22 protein-coding genes are annotated in these 22,642 nt (G+C 71.4%); 21 read left to right on the forward strand and 1 reads right to left on the reverse strand.

Annotated features, from left to right (window positions below):
* Positions 1-17: 17 nt before the first annotated feature.
* From thrB to QN141_08375, 15 genes are all read left to right on the forward strand, one after another.
* Positions 18-1,076, forward strand: coding sequence for a homoserine kinase (gene thrB / locus QN141_08305; protein MDR7558477.1), 1,059 nt, complete (start codon positions 18-20; stop codon positions 1,074-1,076).
* Positions 1,048-2,280, forward strand: coding sequence for a threonine synthase (gene thrC, locus QN141_08310; GenBank protein ID MDR7558478.1), 1,233 nt, complete (start codon positions 1,048-1,050; stop codon positions 2,278-2,280). The genes thrB and thrC overlap by 29 nt, the downstream gene beginning before the upstream one ends.
* 53 nt (positions 2,281-2,333) lie before the next feature.
* A complete protein-coding gene (locus QN141_08315) occupies positions 2,334-2,606 on the forward strand; it encodes a MoaD/ThiS family protein (protein ID MDR7558479.1) in 273 nt (90 codons plus the stop codon).
* Positions 2,607-2,735: 129 nt separating this feature from the next.
* A complete protein-coding gene (locus QN141_08320) occupies positions 2,736-3,236 on the forward strand; it encodes a GerMN domain-containing protein (protein ID MDR7558480.1) in 501 nt (166 codons plus the stop codon).
* A 73-nt stretch (positions 3,237-3,309) separates the two neighbouring features.
* Positions 3,310-4,533, forward strand: a complete 1,224-nt coding sequence (locus QN141_08325) for an RNA chaperone Hfq (protein MDR7558481.1) — start codon at positions 3,310-3,312, stop codon at positions 4,531-4,533.
* Positions 4,526-6,073: a carboxyl transferase domain-containing protein gene (locus QN141_08330; protein MDR7558482.1), complete on the forward strand. Its 1,548-nt coding sequence runs from the start codon at positions 4,526-4,528 to the stop codon at positions 6,071-6,073. The genes QN141_08325 and QN141_08330 overlap by 8 nt, the downstream gene beginning before the upstream one ends.
* 74 nt (positions 6,074-6,147) lie before the next feature.
* A complete protein-coding gene (locus QN141_08335; protein ID MDR7558483.1) occupies positions 6,148-6,651 on the forward strand; it encodes a GNAT family N-acetyltransferase in 504 nt (167 codons plus the stop codon).
* A gap of 16 nt (positions 6,652-6,667) precedes the next feature.
* Entirely contained in the window at positions 6,668-8,128 is a 1,461-nt protein-coding gene (locus tag QN141_08340) for a biotin carboxylase N-terminal domain-containing protein (GenBank protein ID MDR7558484.1), read from the forward strand.
* Positions 8,121-8,630 carry an acetyl-CoA carboxylase biotin carboxyl carrier protein subunit gene (locus QN141_08345; protein ID MDR7558485.1) on the forward strand — a complete coding sequence of 170 codons (510 nt, stop codon included), beginning with the start codon at positions 8,121-8,123 and terminating at the stop codon, positions 8,628-8,630. Before QN141_08340 ends, QN141_08345 begins: the two co-directional genes overlap by 8 nt.
* Positions 8,631-8,636: 6 nt before the next feature.
* On the forward strand, positions 8,637-10,226 hold the full coding sequence (locus QN141_08350) for a methylmalonyl-CoA mutase family protein (protein MDR7558486.1): 1,590 nt from the start codon (positions 8,637-8,639) through the stop codon (positions 10,224-10,226).
* 3 nt (positions 10,227-10,229) lie between these two features.
* On the forward strand, positions 10,230-11,162 hold the full coding sequence (gene meaB / locus QN141_08355; protein ID MDR7558487.1) for a methylmalonyl Co-A mutase-associated GTPase MeaB: 933 nt from the start codon (positions 10,230-10,232) through the stop codon (positions 11,160-11,162).
* A complete protein-coding gene (gene mce, locus QN141_08360) occupies positions 11,159-11,578 on the forward strand; it encodes a methylmalonyl-CoA epimerase (GenBank protein ID MDR7558488.1) in 420 nt (139 codons plus the stop codon). The genes meaB and mce overlap by 4 nt, the downstream gene beginning before the upstream one ends.
* A gap of 322 nt (positions 11,579-11,900) precedes the next feature.
* Entirely contained in the window at positions 11,901-12,851 is a 951-nt protein-coding gene (locus QN141_08365) for a ubiquitin-like domain-containing protein (GenBank protein ID MDR7558489.1), read from the forward strand.
* Between the two features lie 10 nt (positions 12,852-12,861).
* The gene (gene rsmA, locus QN141_08370; protein ID MDR7558490.1) at positions 12,862-13,779 is read left to right on the forward strand and encodes a 16S rRNA (adenine(1518)-N(6)/adenine(1519)-N(6))-dimethyltransferase RsmA; all 918 of its coding nucleotides are present in this window, start codon (positions 12,862-12,864) and stop codon (positions 13,777-13,779) included.
* Complete coding sequence (locus tag QN141_08375; GenBank protein MDR7558491.1) at positions 13,779-15,002, forward strand: PLP-dependent aminotransferase family protein; 1,224 nt, start codon at positions 13,779-13,781, stop codon at positions 15,000-15,002. Before rsmA ends, QN141_08375 begins: the two co-directional genes overlap by 1 nt.
* A gap of 35 nt (positions 15,003-15,037) precedes the next feature.
* Here the strand turns inward: QN141_08375 and QN141_08380 are convergent, their stop codons facing one another.
* Positions 15,038-16,366 carry an LCP family protein gene (locus QN141_08380; protein MDR7558492.1) on the reverse strand — a complete coding sequence of 443 codons (1,329 nt, stop codon included), beginning with the start codon at positions 16,364-16,366 and terminating at the stop codon, positions 15,038-15,040.
* 245 nt (positions 16,367-16,611) lie between these two features.
* Here QN141_08380 and ispE point away from each other — a divergent pair, with 245 nt between their 5' ends.
* From ispE to QN141_08410, 6 genes are all read left to right on the forward strand, one after another.
* Positions 16,612-17,526, forward strand: coding sequence for a 4-(cytidine 5'-diphospho)-2-C-methyl-D-erythritol kinase (gene ispE, locus QN141_08385; GenBank protein MDR7558493.1), 915 nt, complete (start codon positions 16,612-16,614; stop codon positions 17,524-17,526).
* A gap of 31 nt (positions 17,527-17,557) precedes the next feature.
* On the forward strand, positions 17,558-18,304 hold the full coding sequence (locus QN141_08390) for an NTP transferase domain-containing protein (protein MDR7558494.1): 747 nt from the start codon (positions 17,558-17,560) through the stop codon (positions 18,302-18,304).
* Between the two features lie 2 nt (positions 18,305-18,306).
* On the forward strand, positions 18,307-19,158 hold the full coding sequence (purR, locus tag QN141_08395) for a pur operon repressor (protein ID MDR7558495.1): 852 nt from the start codon (positions 18,307-18,309) through the stop codon (positions 19,156-19,158).
* A gap of 217 nt (positions 19,159-19,375) precedes the next feature.
* Entirely contained in the window at positions 19,376-20,047 is a 672-nt protein-coding gene (locus QN141_08400; protein ID MDR7558496.1) for a TetR/AcrR family transcriptional regulator, read from the forward strand.
* Positions 20,044-21,378, forward strand: a complete 1,335-nt coding sequence (locus QN141_08405) for a TolC family protein (GenBank protein MDR7558497.1) — start codon at positions 20,044-20,046, stop codon at positions 21,376-21,378. The genes QN141_08400 and QN141_08405 overlap by 4 nt, the downstream gene beginning before the upstream one ends.
* Positions 21,379-21,382: 4 nt before the next feature.
* Positions 21,383-22,639, forward strand: a complete 1,257-nt coding sequence (locus tag QN141_08410) for an efflux RND transporter periplasmic adaptor subunit (GenBank protein MDR7558498.1) — start codon at positions 21,383-21,385, stop codon at positions 22,637-22,639.
* Positions 22,640-22,642 lie beyond the last annotated feature (3 nt).

Raw genomic sequence — 22,642 nt, forward strand, 5'->3', positions numbered from 1 at the left:
CTCCAGGAATTGGAGGGGTGTGTTGTTTCTCGGAGGCGATCAACAGAGACGATGAGGCGATCGAGCATCGGACCGGTGGGCCGGGGCTCCGCCGGCTGGGCGACGCCGGGAGCGCGGAGGTGATCGTTCGCGTCCGCGTGCCGGCGTCCACGGCCAACCTCGGGCCGGCTTTCGATGTCCTGGGCGTGGCGCTGACGCTGCACAACGAGGTGGAGCTCGAGCCGGGAGAGGCGACGACGGTGGTCGTGCGGGGCGAGGGGGAAGGGACGCTCCCTCCCACCGCGGCCAACCTCGTGGCGCGCGCGGCCGGGGGCGTGGCCCGGGCGGCGGGTGTGGCGCGGCAGTTCTCGATCCGCTGCCGTAACCGCATCCCGCTGGGACGAGGGCTGGGGAGCAGTGCCGCGGCGATCGTCGGCGGTGCCGTCGCGGCGAACGAAGCGTTGGGCCGGCCCCTTTCCACCGGGGCGCTGCTCGAGTTGGCCTGGAAGATGGAAGGCCATCCGGACAATGTCGCGGCCGCCCTGCTGGGGGGTGTCGTGCTGGTGGACGTCTCTTCGGGGTCGGTGGCCTGGACCCGTTTGTTGCCGCGGTGGGAGCTGGAGTTCGTCGTCGCCGTGCCGGAGTTCTCCGTGGCCACCGGGGCGGCGCGGGCCGCCCTCCCGGCAGCCGTACCGCTGCGCGATGCCGTGGCCAACCTGGCCCGGACCGCCCGCCTGGTCGCGGCCTTCGCCACCGGGCAGCCGGAGCTGCTGCGCGGCGCCTTCGACGACACGCTCCACCAGCCGTACCGCAGCGCCCTGGTGCCCGGGATGCAGGCGGTGATCCGGGCGGCGAACGAGGCCGGCGCCTATGGGGCGGCGCTGTCGGGCTCGGGGCCGACGGTCGTTGCCCTGGCGCCGGCAGGCGGAGGCGAGGCCGTCGGCCGGGCCATGGTGGAGGCCTTCGCCGCGGCCGGCCAGACCGCGGCGGCGAAGGTGCTCCAGATCGATGACGCGGGGGCCACGGTCGTGGACAGAGAGACACCGATGCGCCTTGGGGAGGGCGGCGATGGCGGCACAGCGCCTGCGATGTCGTGAGTGCGGGGCCACCTATCGGGCCGATCCGCTCTACGTCTGCGAGCGGTGCTTCGGACCGTTGGAGGTCGTCTACGACTACGACCGGCTGGCCGGGCAGCCGCTGCGGCGCCGCTTCGAGTCCGGGCCGCCGTCCATCTGGCGCTACGAGCCGCTGCTGCCCGTGGACCGCGTCCCGGAGATCGATCTCCAGCCGGGATGGTCTCCGCTCCTTCACGCGCCGCGGCTCGGACGGGAGCTGGGCCTCAGACAACTCTACATCAAGAACGACGGCGTCAACCCGACCTGGTCCTTCAAGGACCGGGTGGTCGGAGTGGCCGTGGCGGCCGCGCGTCACTTCGGCTTCGAGGTGGTGGCCTGCGCGTCCACGGGAAATCTCGCCCACGCCGTCGCCGCCCACAGCGCGCGGGCCGGTCTGCGGGCCTGTGTCTTCATCCCGCGGGGACTGGAGCGCGGCAAGGTCGTGGCCTCCGCCGCCTACGGACCGACCATTGTCGAAGTGGACGGGACCTACGACGAGGTGAACCGTCTTTGCGCGGAGATCGCCGAAGAGCATCCCTGGGCTTTCGTCAACGTCAACCTCCGGCCCTACTACGCCGAGGGCGGGAAGACGCTCGGGTTCGAAGTCGCGGAGCAGCTGGGCTGGCGGGCTCCCGATCACGTCGTCGTGCCGGTCGCCTCCGGGAGTCTCCTGGTGAAGATCCACAAAGGGCTGCAGGAGTTCCGGCGGACCGGTGTGATCCCCGCCGGGGGCCACACGCGGGTGCACGGCGCGCAGGCGGCCGGCTGCAGTCCTGTGGCCCTGGCCTTCGCCGAGGGGCGTGACGAGGTCCGCCCGGTCCGGCCCCAGACCATCGCCCGGTCCCTGGCCATCGGTGCCCCGGCCGACGGGCGATATGTCCTGCGCATCGCGCGGGAGACCGGCGGGCGCGTCGTCGCCGTATCCGACGAGGAGATCGTGGACGCCATGCGCCTGCTGGCCGCCACTGAGGGCATCTTCACCGAAACCGCGGGCGGCGTGACGATCGGCGTCCTGCGGGCGCTGGCCGCCGAAGGCGTCTTCGGCCCGGACGATGTCGTCGTGGCCTACATCACCGGCATCGGCCTGAAGACGCTGGAGGCGGTCGAAGAGCGCCTGGCGCCGCCGATCCGCATCCCCCCGACGCTGCGCGACTTCGAGCGCGCCGTCCTGGACCTCGTGGGATAGCCCGGGCGCGCTTGGTGCCCGATGGTCTTGAGGCGATGGAGGGAAGAGCACCGATGGCCACCGTCCGGATCCCCGCTCCGCTGCGGAAACTGACCGGCGACCGGCGCACCGTCCAGGCCGCCGGGAACACCCTGAGCGAGCTCGTGGAGGACCTGGATCGCCAGTTTCCCGGCATGAAGGCCCGGCTGGTAGACGGCGAGGGCCAGGTGCTTGCTTTCGTCAACATCTTCGTCAACGATCAGGACATCCGGTTCCTGCAGGGACTGCAGACGCCCGTCGCCCCGGACGCGGAGGTGGCCATCATCCCCGCCATGGCCGGAGGTTAGCCGGGCGGCCTGTGCCGCTGACGCGGGCGGACGACCGCGCGGCGGCCGGCCGCGCTATAGTGAGGAGGGATGGCCCGCGAACAGTCCGGCCAGACCCAACGAGGCAACGTTCGTCGAGTCGCGGCGCCCGTGACCTCTCGATCCGCAGGGATCCTGCTCCTGGCCCTTCTGGCCGCGTCCGGCTGCCGGCCGTCCGCGCCCGCCGAGGTCTCCGTCTTCTTTACCCGCGCCGAGGGGAATGCGTTCGTGGTGGCGGAAGTCCGGCGGGCGGTCCCCCGGGGGAGTCCCGAGACCCTGCTGCGGGCCGCCTTCGAGGAGCTCCTGCGGGGACCGACGGCGGAGGAGCAACGGGACGGCCTGATCAGCGCCATTCCTCCGGGGACCACCCTGCGCCGCCTCCGGATCGTGGACGGAGTGGCCGAGGTGGACTTCTCCCGGGAATTTGAAGCCGGAGGCGGCAGCGCCAGCATGCTGGGGCGATTCTGGCAGGTGGTCTACACCGGAACCCAGTTTCCCCAGGCCCGGCGCGTGCAGATTTTGATCGACGGCGAGCGACGGGAGGCCATGGGCGGAGAGGGCGTGGTCATCGAGGAGCCGGTCGGCCGCCCACCGACGCCGCCCCGGTTCTAGCGCCGGGGGCGAGCGCAGGAAAGATCGGGGAGTCGGGGAATCCCCCAACCATCACCGCTGCGGTGTGCCGTTCATGCCGAGCGAAGTCTTCGCCGAAGATCTCGAGAGGCTGCTGGAGCAGCTGGAAGGGGTGGCTGCGGCACGCATCGTCGCCACCGACGCAGGCGAGATCGACCGCATCTACGTGACTGCGTCGGGCGAGAGCGACGAGGCGAAGGTGCGCCAGATGGTGGCCGCCGCCCTCATGTCCCGGTACTCTCTGGCCGTCGATGCCTGGCGGATCCGCGTCGCCCGGCTGCGCGAGGCGCGCCCGGCGTCTCCCCGCTGGTCCCTGCACAGGGTGGAAGAGGTTCTCACGGCCACACAGACGCGCGTCACCGTGGAGTTGCGATCCGAGGACTCGGGCCGGGCGCCGCGGATCGGCACGGCGCGGGGGCCCACCGATGCGGCCGGCCGGCTGCGCACGGCGGCCCAGGCGGTCCTCGATGCTTTGAAGCCGTCTTTCGAAGAGGACGAGCGTCGGGCCCTGGTCGAGGCGATCCTGCCCGTGACCCTTGCTACGGGGAGGGCCGTGCTCGTGGCCGTTTCGGTCACCGGCGCCTCCACCGCCGAGCGCTACGTCGGTGCGGCGCTGGTAGAAGGCAGTGAGGCTGAGGCCGTGATCGCGGCCACCCTCGATGCCGTCGGCAAGCGGGGAGCGCCCCATCGGGGGCGGGGGTGGATGATGCGGGACCGTCGTGAAGAACTGGAGTCGATGGAGGCGCACTACCGCCGCCTGCGGGAGCCGCAGCGGCTGATGCCCCGGCCGGCCCGTGCTCCCCACGAGAGGGGTCCGGACGATCTGGGGGCGGAGCCCCCGACGGGCGGACCGGAGCCGCCGGACCGCCCCGAGGCCCCCTCCGTCGAAGGGTTCGTCTCCGAGACGTTTACAGCCGAGGAACGACCCGCCGGCCGCCCGTCCCTTCCGCCCGCGCCCGACACCGGCCGGGGGGAGGAGGGCGTCACCACGCTGGAGCAGATCAGACCCGAGCGTCAGGGAGGTGTCGAGGTGGCCCAGCCGATGAACCGTGTGACCCCTTCGCCCAGGAGTTCGATGGAGGACGATTTCCTCCGCCACCTGGTGGCCACGGCGACGCCGGTGCACATCCGATGCCGCGACGGATACGAAATTCTCGGCGGCGTCGTCCGGGAGTTCGGGACCTACAGCCTGCAGGTGGAGACCGATGCCGGCCGGGAGCTGGTCTTCAAGCACGGGATCATCTCCATCCGGCCGATGAGCGCGAGGTCCGTTGGCTGACGACCGCATTGCCGACCTCCGGGCGCGCAAGGCGCGCATTCGCGGACTCGGCGGTCCCGAGCGGATCGAGCGGCAGCACGCGGCGGGGAAGCTGACCGCCCGCGAGCGCATCGATCTCCTCCTCGATCCCGGATCCTTCGTCGAGCTGGACATCTTCGTCACCCATCAGGCCCGCCACTTCGGCATGGAGAAGACGGAGGCCCCGGCCGACGGCGTGGTCACCGGCTACGGGACCATCGACGGCCGGCCGGTCTACCTCTTCTCCCAGGACTTTACCGTGCTGGGCGGATCCCTGGGCGAGGCGCATGCGGCGAAGATCTGCAAGGTGATGGACCTGGCCCTGCGCACCGGCGCCCCGGTGATCGGCCTCAACGACTCGGGGGGAGCGCGCATCCAGGAAGGCGTGGCCAGCCTGGGCGGCTACGCGGAGATCTTCTATCGGAACACGCTGGCCAGCGGGGTCATCCCGCAGATCTCGGCCATCATGGGACCCTGCGCCGGCGGGGCGGTGTACTCTCCGGCGATCACCGACTTTACCATCATGGTCCGGGGCACCAGCTACATGTTCGTCACCGGCCCCCAGGTGGTGCGCGCCGTCACCCGCGAGGATGTCGGCTTCGAGGAACTGGGCGGGGCCGAGGTCCACGCCCGGCGCAGCGGCGTGGCGCACTTCGTCGCCGAGGACGACGCGGAATGCCTGCAGCTCATCCGCCGGCTGCTCGGCTACCTCCCGTCCAACAACCTCGACGATCCGCCCCGCGGGCCCTCCACGGACGACCCGCAGCGCATGGACGAGGCCTTGAACACCCTGGTCCCCGAAGACCCCGCCCGGCCCTACGACATGCTGGAGGTGATCCGCCGCATCGTGGACCACGACTCCTTCCTCGAAGTGCAGCCCCACTACGCGCAGAATCTGATTACCGGTTTCGCCCGGCTGGACGGGAGGCCGGTCGGGATCGTCGCCCAGCAACCCGCGGTGCTGGCCGGCGTGCTGGACATCGCCTCCTCCACGAAGGGGGCGCGCTTTGTCCGGTTCTGCGACGCCTTCAACATTCCGCTGGTGACCTTCGTGGACGTGCCGGGCTTCCTGCCCGGCGTGGAGCAGGAACACGGCGGGATCATCCGTCACGGCGCCAAACTGCTCTTCGCCTACTGCGAGGCCACCGTGCCCAAGCTGACGGTGATCACCCGCAAGGCCTACGGCGGCGCCTACGACGTTATGTCCAGCAAGCACGTCCGGGGCGATCTCAATCTGGCCTGGCCCACCGCCGAGGTCGCGGTGATGGGCCCGGAGGGCGCCATCGAGATCATCTTCCGCAAGGAGCTCAGCGAGGCCGAGGACCCCGCCGCGCTGCGCGCCCGTCTGGTGGCCGACTACCGCGCTCAGTTCGCCAACCCCTACGTGGCCGCCGCGCGGGGATACCTGGACGACGTCATCGAGCCCCGGGAGACCCGGCCGCGCCTGATTTCCGCGCTGGCCGTGCTCGCCGCCAAGCGTCAGTCGCTTCCGCGCAAGAAGCACGGGAATATCCCCCTGTAGCCGACGGTCGGGGGAGAGGAGGGAGACGGGCCGCGGGTAGAACAGTGTACCCAGTTCTCCCCACGGTGGTGGCCATGCCGGAAAGCACGACAACCCTGCGTCTCGAGTACGTGTCCGCCGGCGACGGGAAGTTCCGCGACTGGCTGCGGCGGTACCGGGAGGAAATTACCGGCGAACCCCCGCCGGAGGAGTGGCTGGACGCCTACATCCGGCACATCTTCAGCGAGCAGGGCAAGAGCCGCCACATCTGGTGGGCCCTGGACCACGCGCGTCCGGTGGGCTTCGCCGTGGCCATCATCTCCCCTCCGGTCGCGGGGAATCCGCGCCCCCAGGGCACGATCGCCGAATTCTTCATCTATCCCGAGTACCGGCGCGAGGGCTACGGCCGGCGGATGGCCGAGGCGGTGATCGAGTTTCTCCGGAGCCGGGGAGTGCAGGATATCCACGCCTCCGTGACCCGCAACAACGTCCGCGGGCTGCGCTTCTGGGAATCCTGCAGTTTCGAGATCTCGCGGTACGTCCTCGTGCACCGCCCCGGGCTGCGGCGCGAGGAGGAAGAGGACGAGGACGAGCTCTAGTCGCCGTCCCTGGTCGGTGCTCATCGCCAACCGGGGAGAGATCGCCCTGCGGGTCATCCGGGCCTGCCGCGAGCTCGGGTATCGCGCCGTCGCCGTCTATTCTCCGGTGGACCGGACCGCTCCCCACGCCGTCTTCGCCGATGAGGCCCACCCGCTGCCCGGCGACTCCCCCGCCGACAGCTACCTGAACATCGGGACGCTGATCGAGATTGCCCGTGCCGCCCGGGTGGACGCCGTCCACCCGGGCTACGGATTCCTGGCCGAGAACCCCGCCTTTGCCCGGGCCTGCGAGCAGGCCGGATTGGCCTTTGTCGGGCCGCCGTCCGATGTCCTGGCGATCTGCGGTGACAAGGCGCGGACGCGGGCCCAGGTCGCCGCCGCGGGCGTGCCCGTGCTGCCCGGCACCGCTCCCCTGGACGACGAGGAGGTGTCCGGGGCGGCCCTCCGGATCGGCTTTCCGCTGCTGGTCAAGGCCGCCGGCGGCGGCGGCGGCAAGGGCATTCACCTCGTCCGGTCGGCCGACGAGTTGGGGAATGTGGTGCGCCTGGCCCGCGGCGAGGCGCAGGCCGCCTTTGGCGACAGCCGGATCTATCTCGAACGCTGGCTGCCGGGGGCGCGACACATCGAGGTCCAGGTGCTCGCCGACGGGACCGGCCGCGTGCTGGCGCTGGGGGAGCGGGACTGTTCGGTGCAGCGCCGTCACCAGAAGCTCATCGAGGAGTCGCCGGCCCCCTCCCTCGACCCCCCGATGCGCCAGCGGCTCCTGCGCTTTGGGGTGACCGCCGCCGAAGCGATCGGCTACCGCGGGGCCGGCACCGTGGAGTTCCTGGTGGGCGGGGAGGAGTGCTATTTCCTCGAGATCAACGCGCGCCTGCAGGTGGAACATCCCGTGACCGAGGTCGTCACCGGGATCGATCTCGTGGCCGAGCAACTCCACATCGCGCGCCACGGCGCGATGAGCGTCCGGGAGGCCCCCGCCCCGCGCGGCCATGCCCTGGAGTGCCGCATCAGCGCCGAGGATCCCCACCAGGGCTTTCTGCCCTCCCTGGGGCGGATTACGGCCGTGCGGGAACCCGGCGGTCCCGGAGTTCGGGTGGACAGCGGTCTGGCCCCGGGCCTCGAGGTGACGCGCCACTACGATCCGCTGCTCGCCAAGGTCATCACCTGGGGGCCGTCGCGCAGGACGGCGATGGCGCGGATGCGGCGCGCCCTGGAGGAGATGGTCGTGGACGGCGTGGCCACCACGATCCCCTTCCACCTCTGGGCGCTGGCCGATCCGGAGTTCGTCGCGGCCCGCCACACCACGGCCTTCGTCTCGCGGTGGGAGGCGCACAGGCCGGGCCGCCACGAGCGCACGGCGATCATCGCCGCCGCCGCGGCGGCCTTCCTCCGGGAGCAGGAACCCCGACTCCCCGCCGCCGTTCCCCCCGGGGGCTGGCTTCGGGCCGCCCGCGAAGAGGGGTTGCGGGGTGGCTGAATACGTGGTGAGCCACGGAGGCCGTGCTCATGTGGTCACGGTGGAGCGCGACGGGGATCGCCTGCGCGTGACCCTGGACGGCCAGCCCTGTCTGGTGACCCTGGAGCGGTACCTCGGAGCCACCTGCTTTCTCCTGGGCGAAGGATCCCTGAGGACGCCGGTCGTCATCCGGTCCACGGCCGGAGAGCACCTGGTCGAGATCGGGGACGAGCAGTACCGGCTGCAGGTGGAGCCGCGCCTGCCCATTGCGCGCCGGGGAGGCGGTCCTGCCGCGGCGGGACCGCAGGAACTCCGCGCCCCGATGCCCGGGCTGGTCGTGGCCGTGGAGGTCGCCGCCGGCGATGCGGTCAGCGCCGGACAGGTCCTGCTCATCATCGAGGCCATGAAGATGCAGAGCGAGATCCGGGCCCCCGCCTCCGGTCGTGTCCTCTCCCTCGGCGTTCGGCCCGGCGAGGAGGTGGCGGGGGGAGCGGTGCTGGCGGTGATCGAACCTACGGGGTAGCGGACGATGGACGAGGCAAAGCGGTCCTCCAGGATCGAGACGGCCGACGGCATCGAGATCAAGACCGTGTTCACGCCGGCCGACGTCCCCGCGGGGGAGTCCGGCCGGCCCGGCGAGTTCCCCTATACGCGGGGGATCCATCCCACGATGTACCGCGGCCGGCTGTGGACGATGCGCCAGTACGCCGGCTACGGCACGGCGGAGGAGACGAACCGCCGCTTCCACCTCCTCCTGAGCGAAGGCCAGACCGGGCTCTCCGTCGCCTTCGACCTGCCCACCCAGATGGGCTACGACTCCGACCACCCGCAGGCCGAGGCCGAGGTGGGCAAGGCCGGCGTGGCCGTCGACACCCTGGCCGATATGGAGACGTTGCTGCAGGGGATCCCGCTTGACCGCGTGACGACCTCCATGACGATCAACGCCACGGCGGCGATCCTGCTGGCGATGTACATCGTCGTGGCCGAGCGCCAGGGGATCCCGCCGTCGTCCCTGGGCGGCACCGTGCAGAACGACATCCTCAAGGAGTACATCGCCCGGGGGACCTACATCTTCCCGCCCGGACCGTCCCTCCGCCTGGTGACGGACGTCTTCCGGTACTGCGCCGACCATCTGCCCCGGTGGCACCCGATCAGCGTCAGCGGCTACCACATCCGCGAGGCGGGAGCGACCGCCGTGCAGGAGGTGGCCTTTACGCTGGCGGACGGCCTGACGTATCTGCGGGCCGCGGTCGACGCCGGTCTGGACGTGGACCGCATCGCGCCGCGCCTCAGCTTCTTCTTCGCGGCGCAGATGAACCTGCTGGAAGAAGTGGCGAAGTTCCGCGCCGCGCGCCGGCTGTGGGCACATCTGGTCCGCGACCGTCTCGGGGCGAAGGATCCGCGCTCGCAGATGCTGCGCTTCCACACCCAGACCGCCGGGGTGGCCCTCACCGCCCAGCAGCCGGAGAACAACGTCGTCCGCGTCACCCTGCAGGCCCTGGCCGCCGTGCTGGGAGGGACGCAGTCGCTCCACACCAACGCCATGGACGAGGCCCTGGCCCTGCCCACCGAGGCGTCCGCGCTGCTGGCGCTGCGCACGCAGCAGATCCTGGCCTTCGAGAGCGGCGTCGCCGAGACCGTCGATCCGCTGGGCGGCGCCTATGCGGTGGAATACCTCACCGCCGAGATCGAGCGGCGCGCCCGGGAGTTGATCGAGCAGTTGGAGGAAGCGGGGGGAATGCTTCGGGCCATCGAGAGCGGCCTGGTGCAGCGCCTGATCGCCGAAGCCGCCTACCGCGAGTCGCAGCGCATCGAGCGGGGCGAGCAGGTGGTGGTCGGCGTCAACCGCTTCACCACAGGCGAGACCGTCCGCCCCCGAATCCTGCGGGTGCCCGAGGAGGTGGTCCGGCGGCAGCAGGCCCGTCTGGCCGAGATCCGGCGGCGGCGCGACGGTGCCCTGGTGGAGCGCGCCCTCACCCGGTTGCGCGGGGCCGCGGCGGGTCGGGAGAACCTGATGCCCTTCATCCTCGATGCGGTGCGCGTCCATGCCACCCTGGGCGAGATCTGCGACGTGCTGCGTGCCGTCTTCGGCGTGCACCGTCCGGCCGTGACCGTTTAGGCCGTGGCCTTGATCGACGAGGCTCTTGCCGGTTCCCACCAGGCGCTGGCCCGGATCATCTCCCTGGTCGAGGATGGCGATCCGGAGGGGCAGGCGCTGCTGCGCCGCCTGCACCCGCGTACCGGGGGCGCCTACACCGTCGGGATCACCGGGCCGCCCGGGGTCGGCAAGAGCACCCTGGTGGACGCCCTGACCCGCCTGCTGCGCAGCCAGGGGGTGACGGTGGCCGTAGTGGCGGTGGATCCGACCAGCCCCTTCACCGGCGGGGCCCTGCTCGGCGACCGCATTCGCATGCAGGACCACGCCGTCGATCCCGGGGTGTTCATCCGCAGCATGGCGACGCGCGGGAGCCTGGGCGGACTGGCCCCGGCCACCTCCGATGTGGTCCGGGTCCTGGACGCCGCCGGCTTCCAGATCATCTTCATCGAAACCGTGGGCACCGGGCAGGCCGAAGTGGACGTCGTCGGCGCCGCCGACACCGTAGTCATCGTGCTCGTCCCCGGGTTGGGCGACACCGTGCAGACGATGAAAGCGGGAGTGATGGAGATCGGCGAGATCTTCGTGGTGAACAAGGCCGACCAGGGCGACGCCGACCGCACGGTGACCGAGGTGAAGATGATGCTGGCCCTGGCCCCGAAAAGGGGCGGGTGGGATCCCCCGGTGCTGCGGAGCGTCGCCGCGAACGGTGAGGGGGTGGCCGAGGTCCTCGAGGCCGTCCGGCGCCACCGGGCCTGGCAGGAGCAGGAGGCGAGGCTTCCGGCGCGCCGGCGCGAGCGGTGCCGCCGTGAGATCCTCCGCGCCGCCGAGCGGCGCCTGCAGGTCCGCCTGCTGGAGGTTGCCGCCCGCGGCCGCCGACTCGAGGATCTGACAGACCTGGTGGCGGCCGGGCGGCTCGATCCCGCCGCCGCCGCCGGGGAGTTGTTGAAGGACCTGTGAGAGTCGACCACCTTGGGATTGCCGTGGCGGATCTGGAGAGGGCGGTCGCGCTGTACGCCGCCCTCCTCGGCGGCCGCGTCGTCCACCGGGAAACTCTGGTGCAGGAGGGCGTGCGCCTGGCCTTCCTCGACGTGTCGGGTGTGCTGCTGGAACTGCTGCAGCCCACCGCCGAGGCGGGACCGCTGGCCCGATTCCTCCGCTCGCGCGGCGAAGGGTTGCATCATCTGGCCGTCGAGGTGCCCGATGTGGCCCGGGCCCTGGAGGAGGCGGGATCCGTCGGCGCTCAGGCGGTCGACCCCGCGCCGCGTCCCGGAGCGCGCGGGCGGATGGTGGCCTTCCTCCACCCCGCCGCATTGCACGGGGTGCTGATCGAACTCGTCGGTCCCGCGAAATCGTCCGGTCCGCCCGACGCATGAAGGGCCGTGGCGGTCAGAGGTGGCGGTCAGAGGGAGTTGGCCTGGTGACAGTCCGTGGCCCGGCAGCAATCGCTCGGCACGGCTTGTGCCGCGGGGCGATCGCTGCTATAATCGCTTCGGTTTTCTCGCCGTCGCTTCGCGTCGCCGCGCCCGCAGCCGTCCCGTCTTGGTCGCCCGCAGGGCCCTGACCCTGCCGCAGTGAGACGCGGTACCTGATCGGAGGTGAGGCGTGCCCGATCCGCCCCGGACTCCGACCTTCCCTGAGAGGTCTGGTTTCCTCAACCCATCCGTCAGCCGGCCCGGGCTGATCAGTCTTCTCATCGTGGTCCTCGGGCTGTCCGGCGCCGCCGGCGCGGGGGTGGCCCGCGCGCTGTGGCGCAAGGACGTGGTGATCGTCGAGGCGGGCGCCCTGCGGCATCACACCACCTTTGCGCGCACCGTCAAAGAGGCGCTGGAAGAGGCGGGCGTCCATCTGCAGCCCGGCGATGAGGTCTCGCCGGCGCCCACCACGGCGTTGCAGGAAGGGCTGCGCATCGTGGTGCGCCATCCGGTGCCCGTGACCCTCATCGCGGACGGAAAGACGCGCCTGGTGCGCAGTGCCGCACCCACGGTGGCGGAGCTGCTGGCCAGGCGGGGGATCACCCTGGGGGCGTCGGACAGGGTCTTCCCGTCCCGGCATGCGCCGCTGCGGCCCGGTCTGCGTGTGCGCGTGGTGCGGATCCGGCACGAGATCGAGAGCGAGCAGACGGTGATTCCGGTGTCCGTGGCGGAGACGCTCGCCGCCCGGCAGGGCGTCGTACGCCTGGTGCCCGGGTCCACCGGCCTGCGGGAGCGGGTCTGGCGCGTGACGCGTGCCGACGGCCGGATCACCTCCCGTGTCCTGCTCGGCTGGCGGACCGTGCGCCACCCCCTCGACCGCATGCTCAGCATGAGGGTGCCGCGGCCGGTCGCCGCCCGCGGCTCCGCTGTGGGCCGGGAATACATCGATCTGGTGGCCACGGCTTATGCGCCCTTCTGCTGTCGGGGCGTCGATGATGTGACGGCGCTGGGGGTGCAGGCCGGCTACGGCGTGGTGGCCGTGGACCCGCGGGTCATCCCGCTCGGCAGCCGCCTCTACATTGAGGGCTACGGGTACGCCATCGCGGCCGACACCGGCAGCGCGATCAAGGGACTGCGCATCGACCTGGGGTTCGACACCACCCGTGAGGCGCTGCGGTTTGGCCGGCGCCAGGTGCGGGTCCACATCATCCAGCGCGGACGTCCCCGCCGCTGACGACCTCCAGGTGAGGGACCCCGGCGGGCGCGACGGCGACCTGCTCTCGGCCGCAGCGACGGCGCGCAGGCTCCGCGCCTACGGGCTGCGTCCCCGGCGTCGTCTCGGCCAGCACTTTCTGATCAGCCCGGCGGCCCTGGCCGCCATCCTCGAGGCCGCCGCGCTCTCCGGCAGCGACGGCGTGCTGGAGATCGGCGCGGGGATCGGCACCCTCACCGCGGCGCTGGCCACCCGAGCGAAAGCGGTCATCGCCGTGGAGTTCGACGCCGCCCTGATGCCTCCGCTGCAGGATGCCGTCGCCGCCTTCCCCAATGTGACGCTGGTGCAGGGCGACATCCTGGCCCTGGACCTGGCCGCTCTGGTGGCCGGCCTGCCCGTCCCGCGCAAGTCGGTCAGCAACCTGCCCTACAACATCGCCGCGCCGGTGATCCTGGCGCTGCTGGAGCGCCCCCTGGGGTTCACCCGTCTGGTCGTCACCGTGCAGCGCGAAGTCGCCGATCGGCTCGTGGCCCGTCCCGGGGAGCGGGCGTACGGCGCCCTCTCCGTGGCGGTGCAGTACCGGGCTCGGGCGTCGATCGCCGGACGGATCAGTCCCGGCGCCTTCTATCCGCCGCCGGCGGTAGACTCGGCCATCGTGGTGCTGGAGACGCTTCCGGCGCCGGCCGTGGCGGTGGTCGATGAACCGCTGTTCTTCCGGGTCGTCCGCAGCGGGTTCGCCCAGCGCCGCAAGACACTGCGCAACGCGGTGGCCGCCGCGCTGGGCGTCGCCCCCGCCGCGGTGGAATCCGTCGCCTCCGCCGCCGGGATCGACCCGCGGCGACGGGCGGAGACCCTCACCCTGGAAGAGTTTGCGCTCCTGACGGACCTGCTGGCCGGCGCGCTGGCGGCGGAGGTAAAGGCACCGCCGCCGGGGAAAGACACCAGGTGATGGACGATCTCACGGAGTTCTACTCGGCGAGCGCGCGGGCGATGTCCCGTTCGCTCATCCGGGAGCTCCTCAAGCTCACCCGTCGCGGCAACATCATCTCCTTCGCCGGCGGCCTCCCCGACCCGGCCACCTTCCCTGTGGAGGAACTCAAGAGGATCACGCTCGAGGTGCTGGAGCGAGAACCTCAGCTGGCGCTGCAGTACGGTCCGACCGAGGGGGACGTCCGCCTGCGCGACCAGCTGGTGGCCTGGATGGCCAAGGATGGGATCGCGGTCACCCGCGACCAGGTCCTGATCACCATCGGCTCGCAGCAGGGGCTGGACATCGTCGGCCGCGTCTTCCTTGACCCGGGGGACATCGTCCTCGTGGAGCGACCCAGCTACATGGCCGCCCTACAGGTCTTCCGGAGCTACCGGGCGGAAATGGTCGGGGTGGAGCAGGACGACGACGGCCTGCGCCCGGATCGCCTCGAGGAAACCCTCGACGCGCTGCGGCGGGCCGGCAAGCGCCCCAAGCTCCTCTACGTCGTCCCCGATTTCCAGAACCCCTCCGGAGTGACGATGAGTGCGCCGCGGCGGACAGCGGTGCTGGACCTGGCCCGCCGGCACCGTCTGCTCGTCGTGGAGGACAGCCCCTACCGGGAGCTGCGGTTTGAGGGTGCGTCCGTGCCGCCGCTGGCCGCGCTGGACCCTGAGGGCCGGGTGATCTATCTCTCGACCTTCAGCAAGACCCTCTGCCCGGGCCTGCGCATCGCCTGGGTCGCCGCCTCTGAGGAGATCATCCAGCGCTTCGTCACGGCGAAGCAGGGCATGGACCTCTGCTGCCCCGCCTTCACGCAGGCCATCGCCGCGGAGTTCGTCGCCCGCGGCCACCTGGGCGCGCGCCTCCCGCAGATCACCGCCCTCTACCGACGCAAGCGCGACGTCATGCTGGCCGCCCTGGCCCGGGAGATGCCCGAAGGGGTGAGCTGGACCCGTCCGGCCGGCGGGTTGTTCCTCTGGGTGCGGCTGCCCGCGGGCATGGACACCGAGCAGCTGCTGCGGCCGGCGGTGGAGGAGGAAGGCGTGGCCTACGTCGTCGGCGCGGGGTTCCACGCCGACGGCGGCGGGAAGAACACCATGCGCCTCAACTTCTCCTTCCCCTCGGAAGAGCAGATCGAGGAGGGAATCCGGCGGCTCGGTCGCCTCATCCGCACCCACGCTCCGGCCGTCAGGACGGCCTGAGGGGCCGGCGTTCCGGAGCGGTCGTTCCCTCGGGGTTACCGTCGGGCTGTGACCAGCGGACCCATCAGGGCGGCGACGTCCCGGCCCACGACCACGCTGATGTCGGCACCGGGGCCGGGCTGGCGCGAGAAGATCTCCCGGGTGATCGCCCGCCCGCCCAGGACCTCCGCGATCATCCGCGCCACCAGGGTGCGGTCGCTGCGATAGGTGATCGTCGTCGTGCTCACCGGGACCTGGGCGGCATCGACGCGGACGATCCGGACGCCCAGCCGCTCCAGGCGCTGCGCGGTCTGCCGCGCCAGGCCCGGCACGCCGCTGCCGTTGAGGACCTCGACGCCGGTGGCGGCGAGCTCCGCCGGGCTGACCCCGTAGAACATCTCCAGCACCGTGCGGCGCACCAGGGTCTGATCGAGCTCCCAGTAGCTGTCGCGGATCACCCCGGGCAGGGTCTGGACGGTCAGGGCGCTGGCATCCAGGCGCGCCGCGAACATCCCCAGGGTCATCAGCTCGGCCATGGTCAGGTTGGTCTGCGTGTTCTCCTGGAACGCCTGCAGGAGATGGGGTGCGGCCAGAATGGTCCCGGGCGACTTCAGCTTCCGGAACAGGGCCAGGAGCATCTTCTGCTGGCGTCCGACCCGCGTGATATCGCCCATGGCGTCGTGGCGGAAGCGAATGTAGCCCATGGCCTGCTCGCCGTTCAGGAGCTGACGGCCCTTCTTCAGGTTGATGGTGAGGCCGGCCCAGTGGTCCGTGTACTTCATGTCCCGGTCCACGTCGATCTCGATCCCGCCCACGGCGTCGATGAGGCGGGCGAACGACTGCGGACCCAGCTTCACATAGTAGTGGACCGGCACCCCCAGGAGCTGCTCCACGGTCCGGATGGTCAGCGCGGGGCCGCCGAAGGCGTAGGCGGCGTTGATCTTCGTGACGCCCACACCCGGGATCGCCGTCCGTGTGTCCCGCGGGATGGACAGCCCGCTGATCTGGCCGCGGCGCGGATCGAAGCTGACGAGCATCAGCGAGTCGGACCGGGCCACGTTGACGATCTGGCGGCGGGTGTTGAGGGTGACGTCCACGCCGATGATCAGGACGTTCACCCGGCGGTTCAGGCGCAGGCCCCAGCCGAAGGGACGCGCCGCGGGGGCGGGACGATCGACGACCTTGCTGCCGGTGAAGGCCTCATGGTGCGTAAACAGGTAGAGCGCGGCGCCGGCGAGCAGACCGGCGATCACGACGGGCGCGCCGAGCAGGGCGTAGCGGGCGTAGACCCACCAGCCGCGCCGGCCGGACTTCGGCCCGGGGGCGGGCGGGACCGCCGGGATCTCAGGTGCGGGATGAGCGGGTTGAGACCCTGGAGTCCGCATGACGCATGTGCCGTGCCCGGGGACCTCCCCCGCGCACGGCGTCTTCATCATACGCCGTGGCGCGGGCCTGTCAAGGAAACCGGCAAGGAATTGTCCCGGAAGGCACCTAACTGGTATATACCTACTTCCGGCAGGGGGTTGTCCATTATTTTGCACGCCGTGGTAGCAGCGCTCTCCCGCGCGGCGCCCGCTCCTGTGCCCGTTCCCCATCGGCCTGCCGTGAGATCCGTGATGGAGGTGTCAGGGTGACGTCCGTCGAGGTCGGCCAGCGTCAGGAAGGAGGGAAGCCGGTGAAAGAGCTCCGTCTCCACGCCTATGCCAAGGTGAACCTGACGCTGGACGTGGGTCTGGCGCGGCCGGACGGCTATCACGAGATCGAGTCGGTGATGCACACCATCGCGTTGCACGACTCCATCACCCTGCGCGAGGCGGGCGCGGGCACGGAGGTCGTCGTCACCGACGGCGACGGCGTGCCCACCGATCACCGCAACCTGGTCTGGCGCGCCGCGGAGAGGCTGCGGGAGATGTTCGGGGTGACCCGTCCCGTCCAGATCGAGCTGGTCAAGCGCATCCCGGTGGCGGCGGGTCTCGGCGGCGGCAGTTCCGACGCGGCGATGACGCTGCTCGGGCTGGCCCAGCTGTGGAAGCTGCGCCTGGATGGCCGGGAGATGCTGGCCCTGGCCACGCAGCTGGGCGCGGACGTTCCCTTCTTCCTGGAAGGCGGCGGGGCGGTGGCCCGCGGCAAAGGCGAGCGGATCACCTACCTGCGTCCTCTCCCCACGACCTGGCTGGTGCTGGCGCGGCCGCGCATCGAGGTGTCCACGGCCTGGGCCTACCGCCAACTCGGCGCGATGGGCGTCGGGGCGCGGCCGCAGACGGCGGCGATGATCGAGGCCGTGCGGCGCGAGGATGTGCGCGAGGTCGGCCGGTTGTTGCGCAACGTCTTCGAGGATGTGATCGCCTCTCACTACCCGGTCGTCAGAGACCTCAAGGCCGCCATCCTGCGGGGGGAAGCCTACGGCGCGTCGATGAGCGGGACCGGGCCGACCGTCTTCGGCTTGATGGCCAACGAAGCCGCGGCGCACAAGACCGCCGACGACCTGCGGCGGTTTGCCGACGTGGACGTCTATGTCACCCGCACCTTTGCCGAGAGCCGCTGACCGCCGGCGCGATCCTGGCCATGCGGACATCGTGACCGACGCCATCGTCCTGGCCGGCGGGGGACGCGAGCCCGGCCTGGACGCCGGGGCGGCCAACAAGGGATTCCTGGAGATCGCGGGCCGCCCGTTGCTGGCCCGCGTCCTGGACGCGCTGCGGGGCGCCTCGGGGGTGGGGCGGATCGCCGTGGTCGGTCCCCCGGAGGCGATTGCGGCGGTCAGCACCGAGGTTGTCGTCGTCCCCGACGGCGGGAGCATCATGGACAACGTGGTCCGCGCCGTGGAGGCGCTGGGCGCACGGGAGCCGGTACTGGTTGTGGCCTCGGATATCCCCCTGCTCACCGCGGCCGCCGTGGAGGCCTTCCTGGCCGGCTGCCGGGCCGCGCCGGCCGACTTCTGCTACGCCATCGTTCCCCAGGAGGCGATGGCGCGGGCCTTCCCCGCCGCGCGCAAGACCTTCGTACGCGTGACCGACGGCGTGTTCACCGGGGGGAGCGTCATGCTCGTCAACCCCGCCGTGATCGACCGGGTCCGGGATTTCGTCGAGCGCGTCATCGCCGCGCGCAAGAAACCCTGGATGCTGGCGCAGCTCTTCGGCTGGTCCATCATGATGAAGTTCGCCTCCGGGCGGCTCAGCATCGCCGAGATGGAGGCCAGAGTCCACGAGCTGCTCGGCATCGTTGCCCGGGCCGTGGTCGTTCCCGATCCCGTGCTGGCCCTGGATGTGGACATGGGCAAACCGGAGAACCTCGCCCTGATCCGGGCGGCCCTGGGAGGCTAGGGATGGTCCCGCGGCGCGAAGGCGGCAGGCTGCGTCGGGGCGAGCGCATGGTCATCATGGCTCACCACCTGCTGAACGCCCCGCACCGGCTGTTCCCGCTGGGCACCTTCGTCGAGATGCTGGGGGCGGCCAAGTCCACGATCAGTGAGGACCTGGGGTTCATGCGGCAGGCCTTCGAGCGGTTCCAGCTGGGGAAGGTGGAGACCCTGGCCGGCGCCGCCGGGGGCGTGCGCTATCTCCCCTCACCCCGCCGGGAGCGGATTCGCGCCCTGGTGGAGGAGATCTGCCAGCGGCTGCGCGATCCGTCGCGGCTGCTGCCCGGCGGCTTCCTCTACACCGCAGACCTCACCTCCACCCCCTCCTACGCCGTGCGCCTGGGCGAGGCCTTTGCCGCCTTCTTCGAGGAGAGCCGACCCGACGTCGTGCTGACCATGGAGGTCAAGGGGATCCCGCTGGCGCTGATGACGGCGCGGGCCTTCGATGTGCCGCTGGTCACGATCCGCCGCGGGGCGCATCCCACCGACGGGCCCGCCGTGAGCGTGAACTACGTCTCCGGCTCCTCGCGCCTGGTGCAGTCGATGACGCTGCCGCTGAGGGCCATGACCCAGGGCGCACGCGTGCTGTTCATCGACGACTTCCTCCGCGGCGGCGGCACGGCGCGCGGCGTCTACGACCTGATGCGGGAGTTCCGCGCCGAGGTGGTGGGCGTGGGCGTGCTCATCGAGACGCCCAGCCCGCGCGAGCGCATGATCGACCGTTACATCTCCCTCATTCACTTTCAGGGAGTGGGCGAGCAGGGCGAGATCCTGATCACGCCGAGCCGGTTCGTCCTGGAATCCGCCCCCATCCGGTGACCCCGAGCGCCGGCGGCGTCCTCCCGGCCCGTCGTCGCTGGGCGGGGTGAGGGGAGGACCTCGCGCAGGGTCAGGAACCCGGACCTGGCCCTCGATGCGTCGCATGCGTGCCTTGACGGATCCGGCGCCGTGCCCCACAATGGAAGCGCTTTCCCTTTCTGAGTGAGCGTTCACTCATTCTCTACGGGACGACCCCGCCGTCCCGGAGCCGGTGGCGATGAGGCGGATGCCCGCGCGGGTCAGGGCGAAGCAGGAGGCGCGGCGGACGCAGATCCTGGAGGCCGCGGCGAAGGTCTTTGCCCGCAAGGGCTTCGAGGGGGCGACGATCAGCGAGATCGCGCGCGCCGCCGGACTGGCCGAGGGCAGTATCTACAACTACTTCCGAAGCAAGGAAGATCTGCTCGTGCACATCCCCCGCCAGTTTGTCCAGCCGGTGCTCAAGATGTGGACCCCCGCCGCCGGGGGGCCGCGCAGCCCGGAGGAGGCCGAGCGCCAGCTGCTGGGGCTGATCGGCGCGATGGCCGAGCGCCTGCGCAGCCAGACGCCGTTCCTCAAAGTCTTCGTCTCCGCGCTGCCGTATCTCAGTCCGGCGGCCCGGCGGCAGTACATGCGGATCCCCACGGCGGCTGCAGAGCGGCTCGAGGAGTTCCTCCGGGCGGGGATGGGCGCCGGGGTATTCCGTCAGGACCTGAATTCCACGATCGCCTCGCGCGCGCTGCCCGGCATGCTTATGGCCTTCGTGCTGATGCAGGAGATCATGCTCGGTCAACGATTGATCCCCTACGACTACGGGACGATCGTCGCCGAAGTGGTGCGCCTCTTTCTGTATGGGGCGGTGCCGCGCGGCGAGACCACCCGCACCCCATCATCCCAAGGAGGACGGACGTGAGAGGCATTCGACTGATCGTGGTACTGACGCTCCTGACCACCCTTGCCGTTGGAGCACCCGTCCCGGCGCAGCCCGCGCCGCCTCCGCCGCGGTCCTTTTCCCTCACCGAGGCCGTCACCCTCGCCCTGCAGCAGAACATGCAGCTGCGGGTGGCGGCCTTCGAAGTGGCCATCGCCCGGGCGCAGCTGGCCCAGGCGCGCGGAGCGAAGGGCCCGCAGGCGAGCGCGCAGGGCAGCTACACCCGGACCCAGGAGCAGGGGCCGACGGTGCTCACGCTGGGGGGGATCCCGGTGGTCATCCCGCCGCCCTCGCCCAATCTCTACGACGTCCGCCTGGTCCTGCAGTATCCGCTGTACACCGGGGGGAGCCTGGAGGCGCAGATCGCCCTGGCCGAGGCCAACGTGCGGGGCGCGGAGGCGACGCTGGAGCGGATCAGGCAGTCCATCGTGTTCAGCGTCCGCCAGGCCTACTTCCAGGTGCTGCTGGCCCGAGCGGGCCTGGAGGTGGCCGAGCGCAGCGTCGCCCAGGCGACGGAGAACCTGCGTGTGGCCCGGGCCCGGGTCGCCGCGGGCGCCTCCCCACGATTCGACGAAGTGCAGGCCGAGGTCGCGCTGGCCAGCGCCCGGCAGAGCCAGGTGCGCGCCCGCAACGGCATGGCCCAGGCCGTGCAGGCCCTGGCCGGGCTGCTCAATCTCCCGGTGAACACGCCGCTGACGCTCACCGAAACCTTCAGCGTCCGACCGGTACGAGACACTGCCGATGCCCTGGTGGCCCGATCGTTGCAGAGCCGGCCCGAGTTCGCGGAACTGGCCGCGCGGCAGGCCGCCGCGGAGGCCGGGATTCGCCTGGCCGAAAGCGGGGCCCGGCCCACTCTGGCCGTGCAGGGCGGCGGCAGCTATTCGAACACGACCGGGCTGTTTGCCGGCCAGGCCGCGACCGCGTCCTGGTCCGTGACCCTGGCTGCGACGCTGAACCTCTATGACGGCGGCATCACCCGGGAGCGTATCCGTGAGGCGCGGTTGCGGCTGGAACAACTGCGCGCCATGGAGGCGCAGCAGAAACTGAGTGTGGAGCTGGAGGTCCGCCAGGCGTACCTGAATCTCCTCTCGGCCGCGGAGGAACTGAGCGGCGCGGACGCCCTGATCGCCCAGGCCCAGGAGGCCCTCCGTATCGCCACCGTGCGGTTCCAGTCCGGGGTCGGCACGACCCTGGAAGTCCTGAACGCCCAGACCTCCGCCTCCGAGGCCGAGGCGGCGAAGGCTCAGGCTCTGTTCAACTACAACCTGGCCCGCGCCACCCTGGAGCGCGCCGTCGGCGCCGAGGTGCCCTGAGGCCATGCCCCGTCGCCTCCGGATCATCGTCCCGCTGGCGGTCGTCGCCGCGCTGCTGGCCTGGGTCGTCGTGCGGTCCATCCGCCCGTCGCGCCAGCCCGACGAGATGGTGGCGGCGTCAGGGACGATCGAGGCCCTGCAGGTCAGCGCGGCGAGCAAGGTCCCGGGGCGCATCGAGCGGATCCACGTCGCGGAAGGCGACACGGTGCGGACGGGCCTGCCGCTGGTGACGATCGACGGACGGGAGTTGCGGGCCCAGATCGACCAGGCCCGGGCCGCGATCGACGCCGCGCGGGCGCGTGTCGCCCAGGCCGAGGCGGCGCTGGTCCTGCAGCAGCGGCAGGTGGCGGCGCAGATCGCGCAGGCCGAAGCGGCGCTGGAAGGCGCGCAGTCGCGCATGCGTCAGGCCGCCGAAGCGCGCGCCCTCACCTCCTCCCAGGCCGCGTTGCAGGTCCGGCAGGCGGAGGCGGCGCAGGCCGCGGCCACCCAGCATGTGCGGGCCGCCCGCGCCGCCCGGGACCGGGCCACCCAGGACCTCCGCCGGATGGAAGCGTTGTTCAGGGACGGGGCGGTGAGCGCGCAGCAGCTCGACGCCGCCCGCTCCGCGGCCAGCGCGGCCCAGGCCCAGTACGATGCGGCGGTGGAGATGGCCGCCCAGGCCGAGGCGGCGCTGCGTCTGGCCCGGGACAACCTCCGTCAGGTGCGGCTGCGGGAGGAGGAGGTGGCCGCGGCGCGGGCCCAGGCCGAGCAGGCCCAGGCCAGCCTGCGGCTCGCCCGGGCCGGAGAAGAGCTGATCGCCCAGCGCCGGGCGGATCTGGCCGCGGCCCGGGCCCAGCTGCGTCAGGCCGAGGCCAGTCTGCGCTACCTCCTGGTGCAGCAGCAGAACCTGATCGTCACCTCGCCGCTGGACGGTGTCGTCGTGGCGAAGTTGGCCAGCGAGGGGGAAATCGTCGGCGCGGGCGCCCCCATCCTCACGCTGGCCGATCTCCGGAAGGTGTGGGTGCGCCTGTACATTCCGCTGCCGCGGCTCGGTGCGATCGCCCTCGGTCAGCGCGCCGAGGTCACCACCGACGCGCTGCCCGGCCGGACCTTCCCGGGGACCGTGACCGAGATCGCGCAGCAGGCCGAGTTCACCCCCAGCAACGTCCAGACGCGCGAGGAGCGCATCAAACTGGTCTTTGCGGTGAAAGTGACATTGGCCAATCCCGATGGTCTGCTCAAGCCCGGGATGCCTGCCGACGCCGTCATCATCCTGCGCTGACCC

Source organism: Armatimonadota bacterium (assembly GCA_031459765.1).
Taxonomy (GTDB): domain Bacteria; phylum Sysuimicrobiota; class Sysuimicrobiia; order Sysuimicrobiales; family Kaftiobacteriaceae; genus Kaftiobacterium; species Kaftiobacterium secundum.

Coding starts and splice junctions, on each gene's coding strand:
- purR (MDR7558495.1), top strand. CDS start 18,307: ATGGTCCCGCGGCGCGAAGGCGGCAGGCTGCGTCGGGGCGAGCGCATG.
- QN141_08315 (MDR7558479.1), top strand. CDS start 2,334: ATGGCCACCGTCCGGATCCCCGCTCCGCTGCGGAAACTGACCGGCGAC.
- QN141_08335 (MDR7558483.1), top strand. CDS start 6,148: ATGCCGGAAAGCACGACAACCCTGCGTCTCGAGTACGTGTCCGCCGGC.
- QN141_08400 (MDR7558496.1), top strand. CDS start 19,376: ATGAGGCGGATGCCCGCGCGGGTCAGGGCGAAGCAGGAGGCGCGGCGG.
- QN141_08380 (MDR7558492.1), bottom strand. CDS start 16,366: ATGCGGACTCCAGGGTCTCAACCCGCTCATCCCGCACCTGAGATCCCG.
- QN141_08410 (MDR7558498.1), top strand. CDS start 21,383: ATGCCCCGTCGCCTCCGGATCATCGTCCCGCTGGCGGTCGTCGCCGCG.
- thrC (MDR7558478.1), top strand. CDS start 1,048: ATGGCGGCACAGCGCCTGCGATGTCGTGAGTGCGGGGCCACCTATCGG.
- QN141_08325 (MDR7558481.1), top strand. CDS start 3,310: ATGCCGAGCGAAGTCTTCGCCGAAGATCTCGAGAGGCTGCTGGAGCAG.
- QN141_08375 (MDR7558491.1), top strand. CDS start 13,779: ATGGACGATCTCACGGAGTTCTACTCGGCGAGCGCGCGGGCGATGTCC.
- QN141_08350 (MDR7558486.1), top strand. CDS start 8,637: ATGGACGAGGCAAAGCGGTCCTCCAGGATCGAGACGGCCGACGGCATC.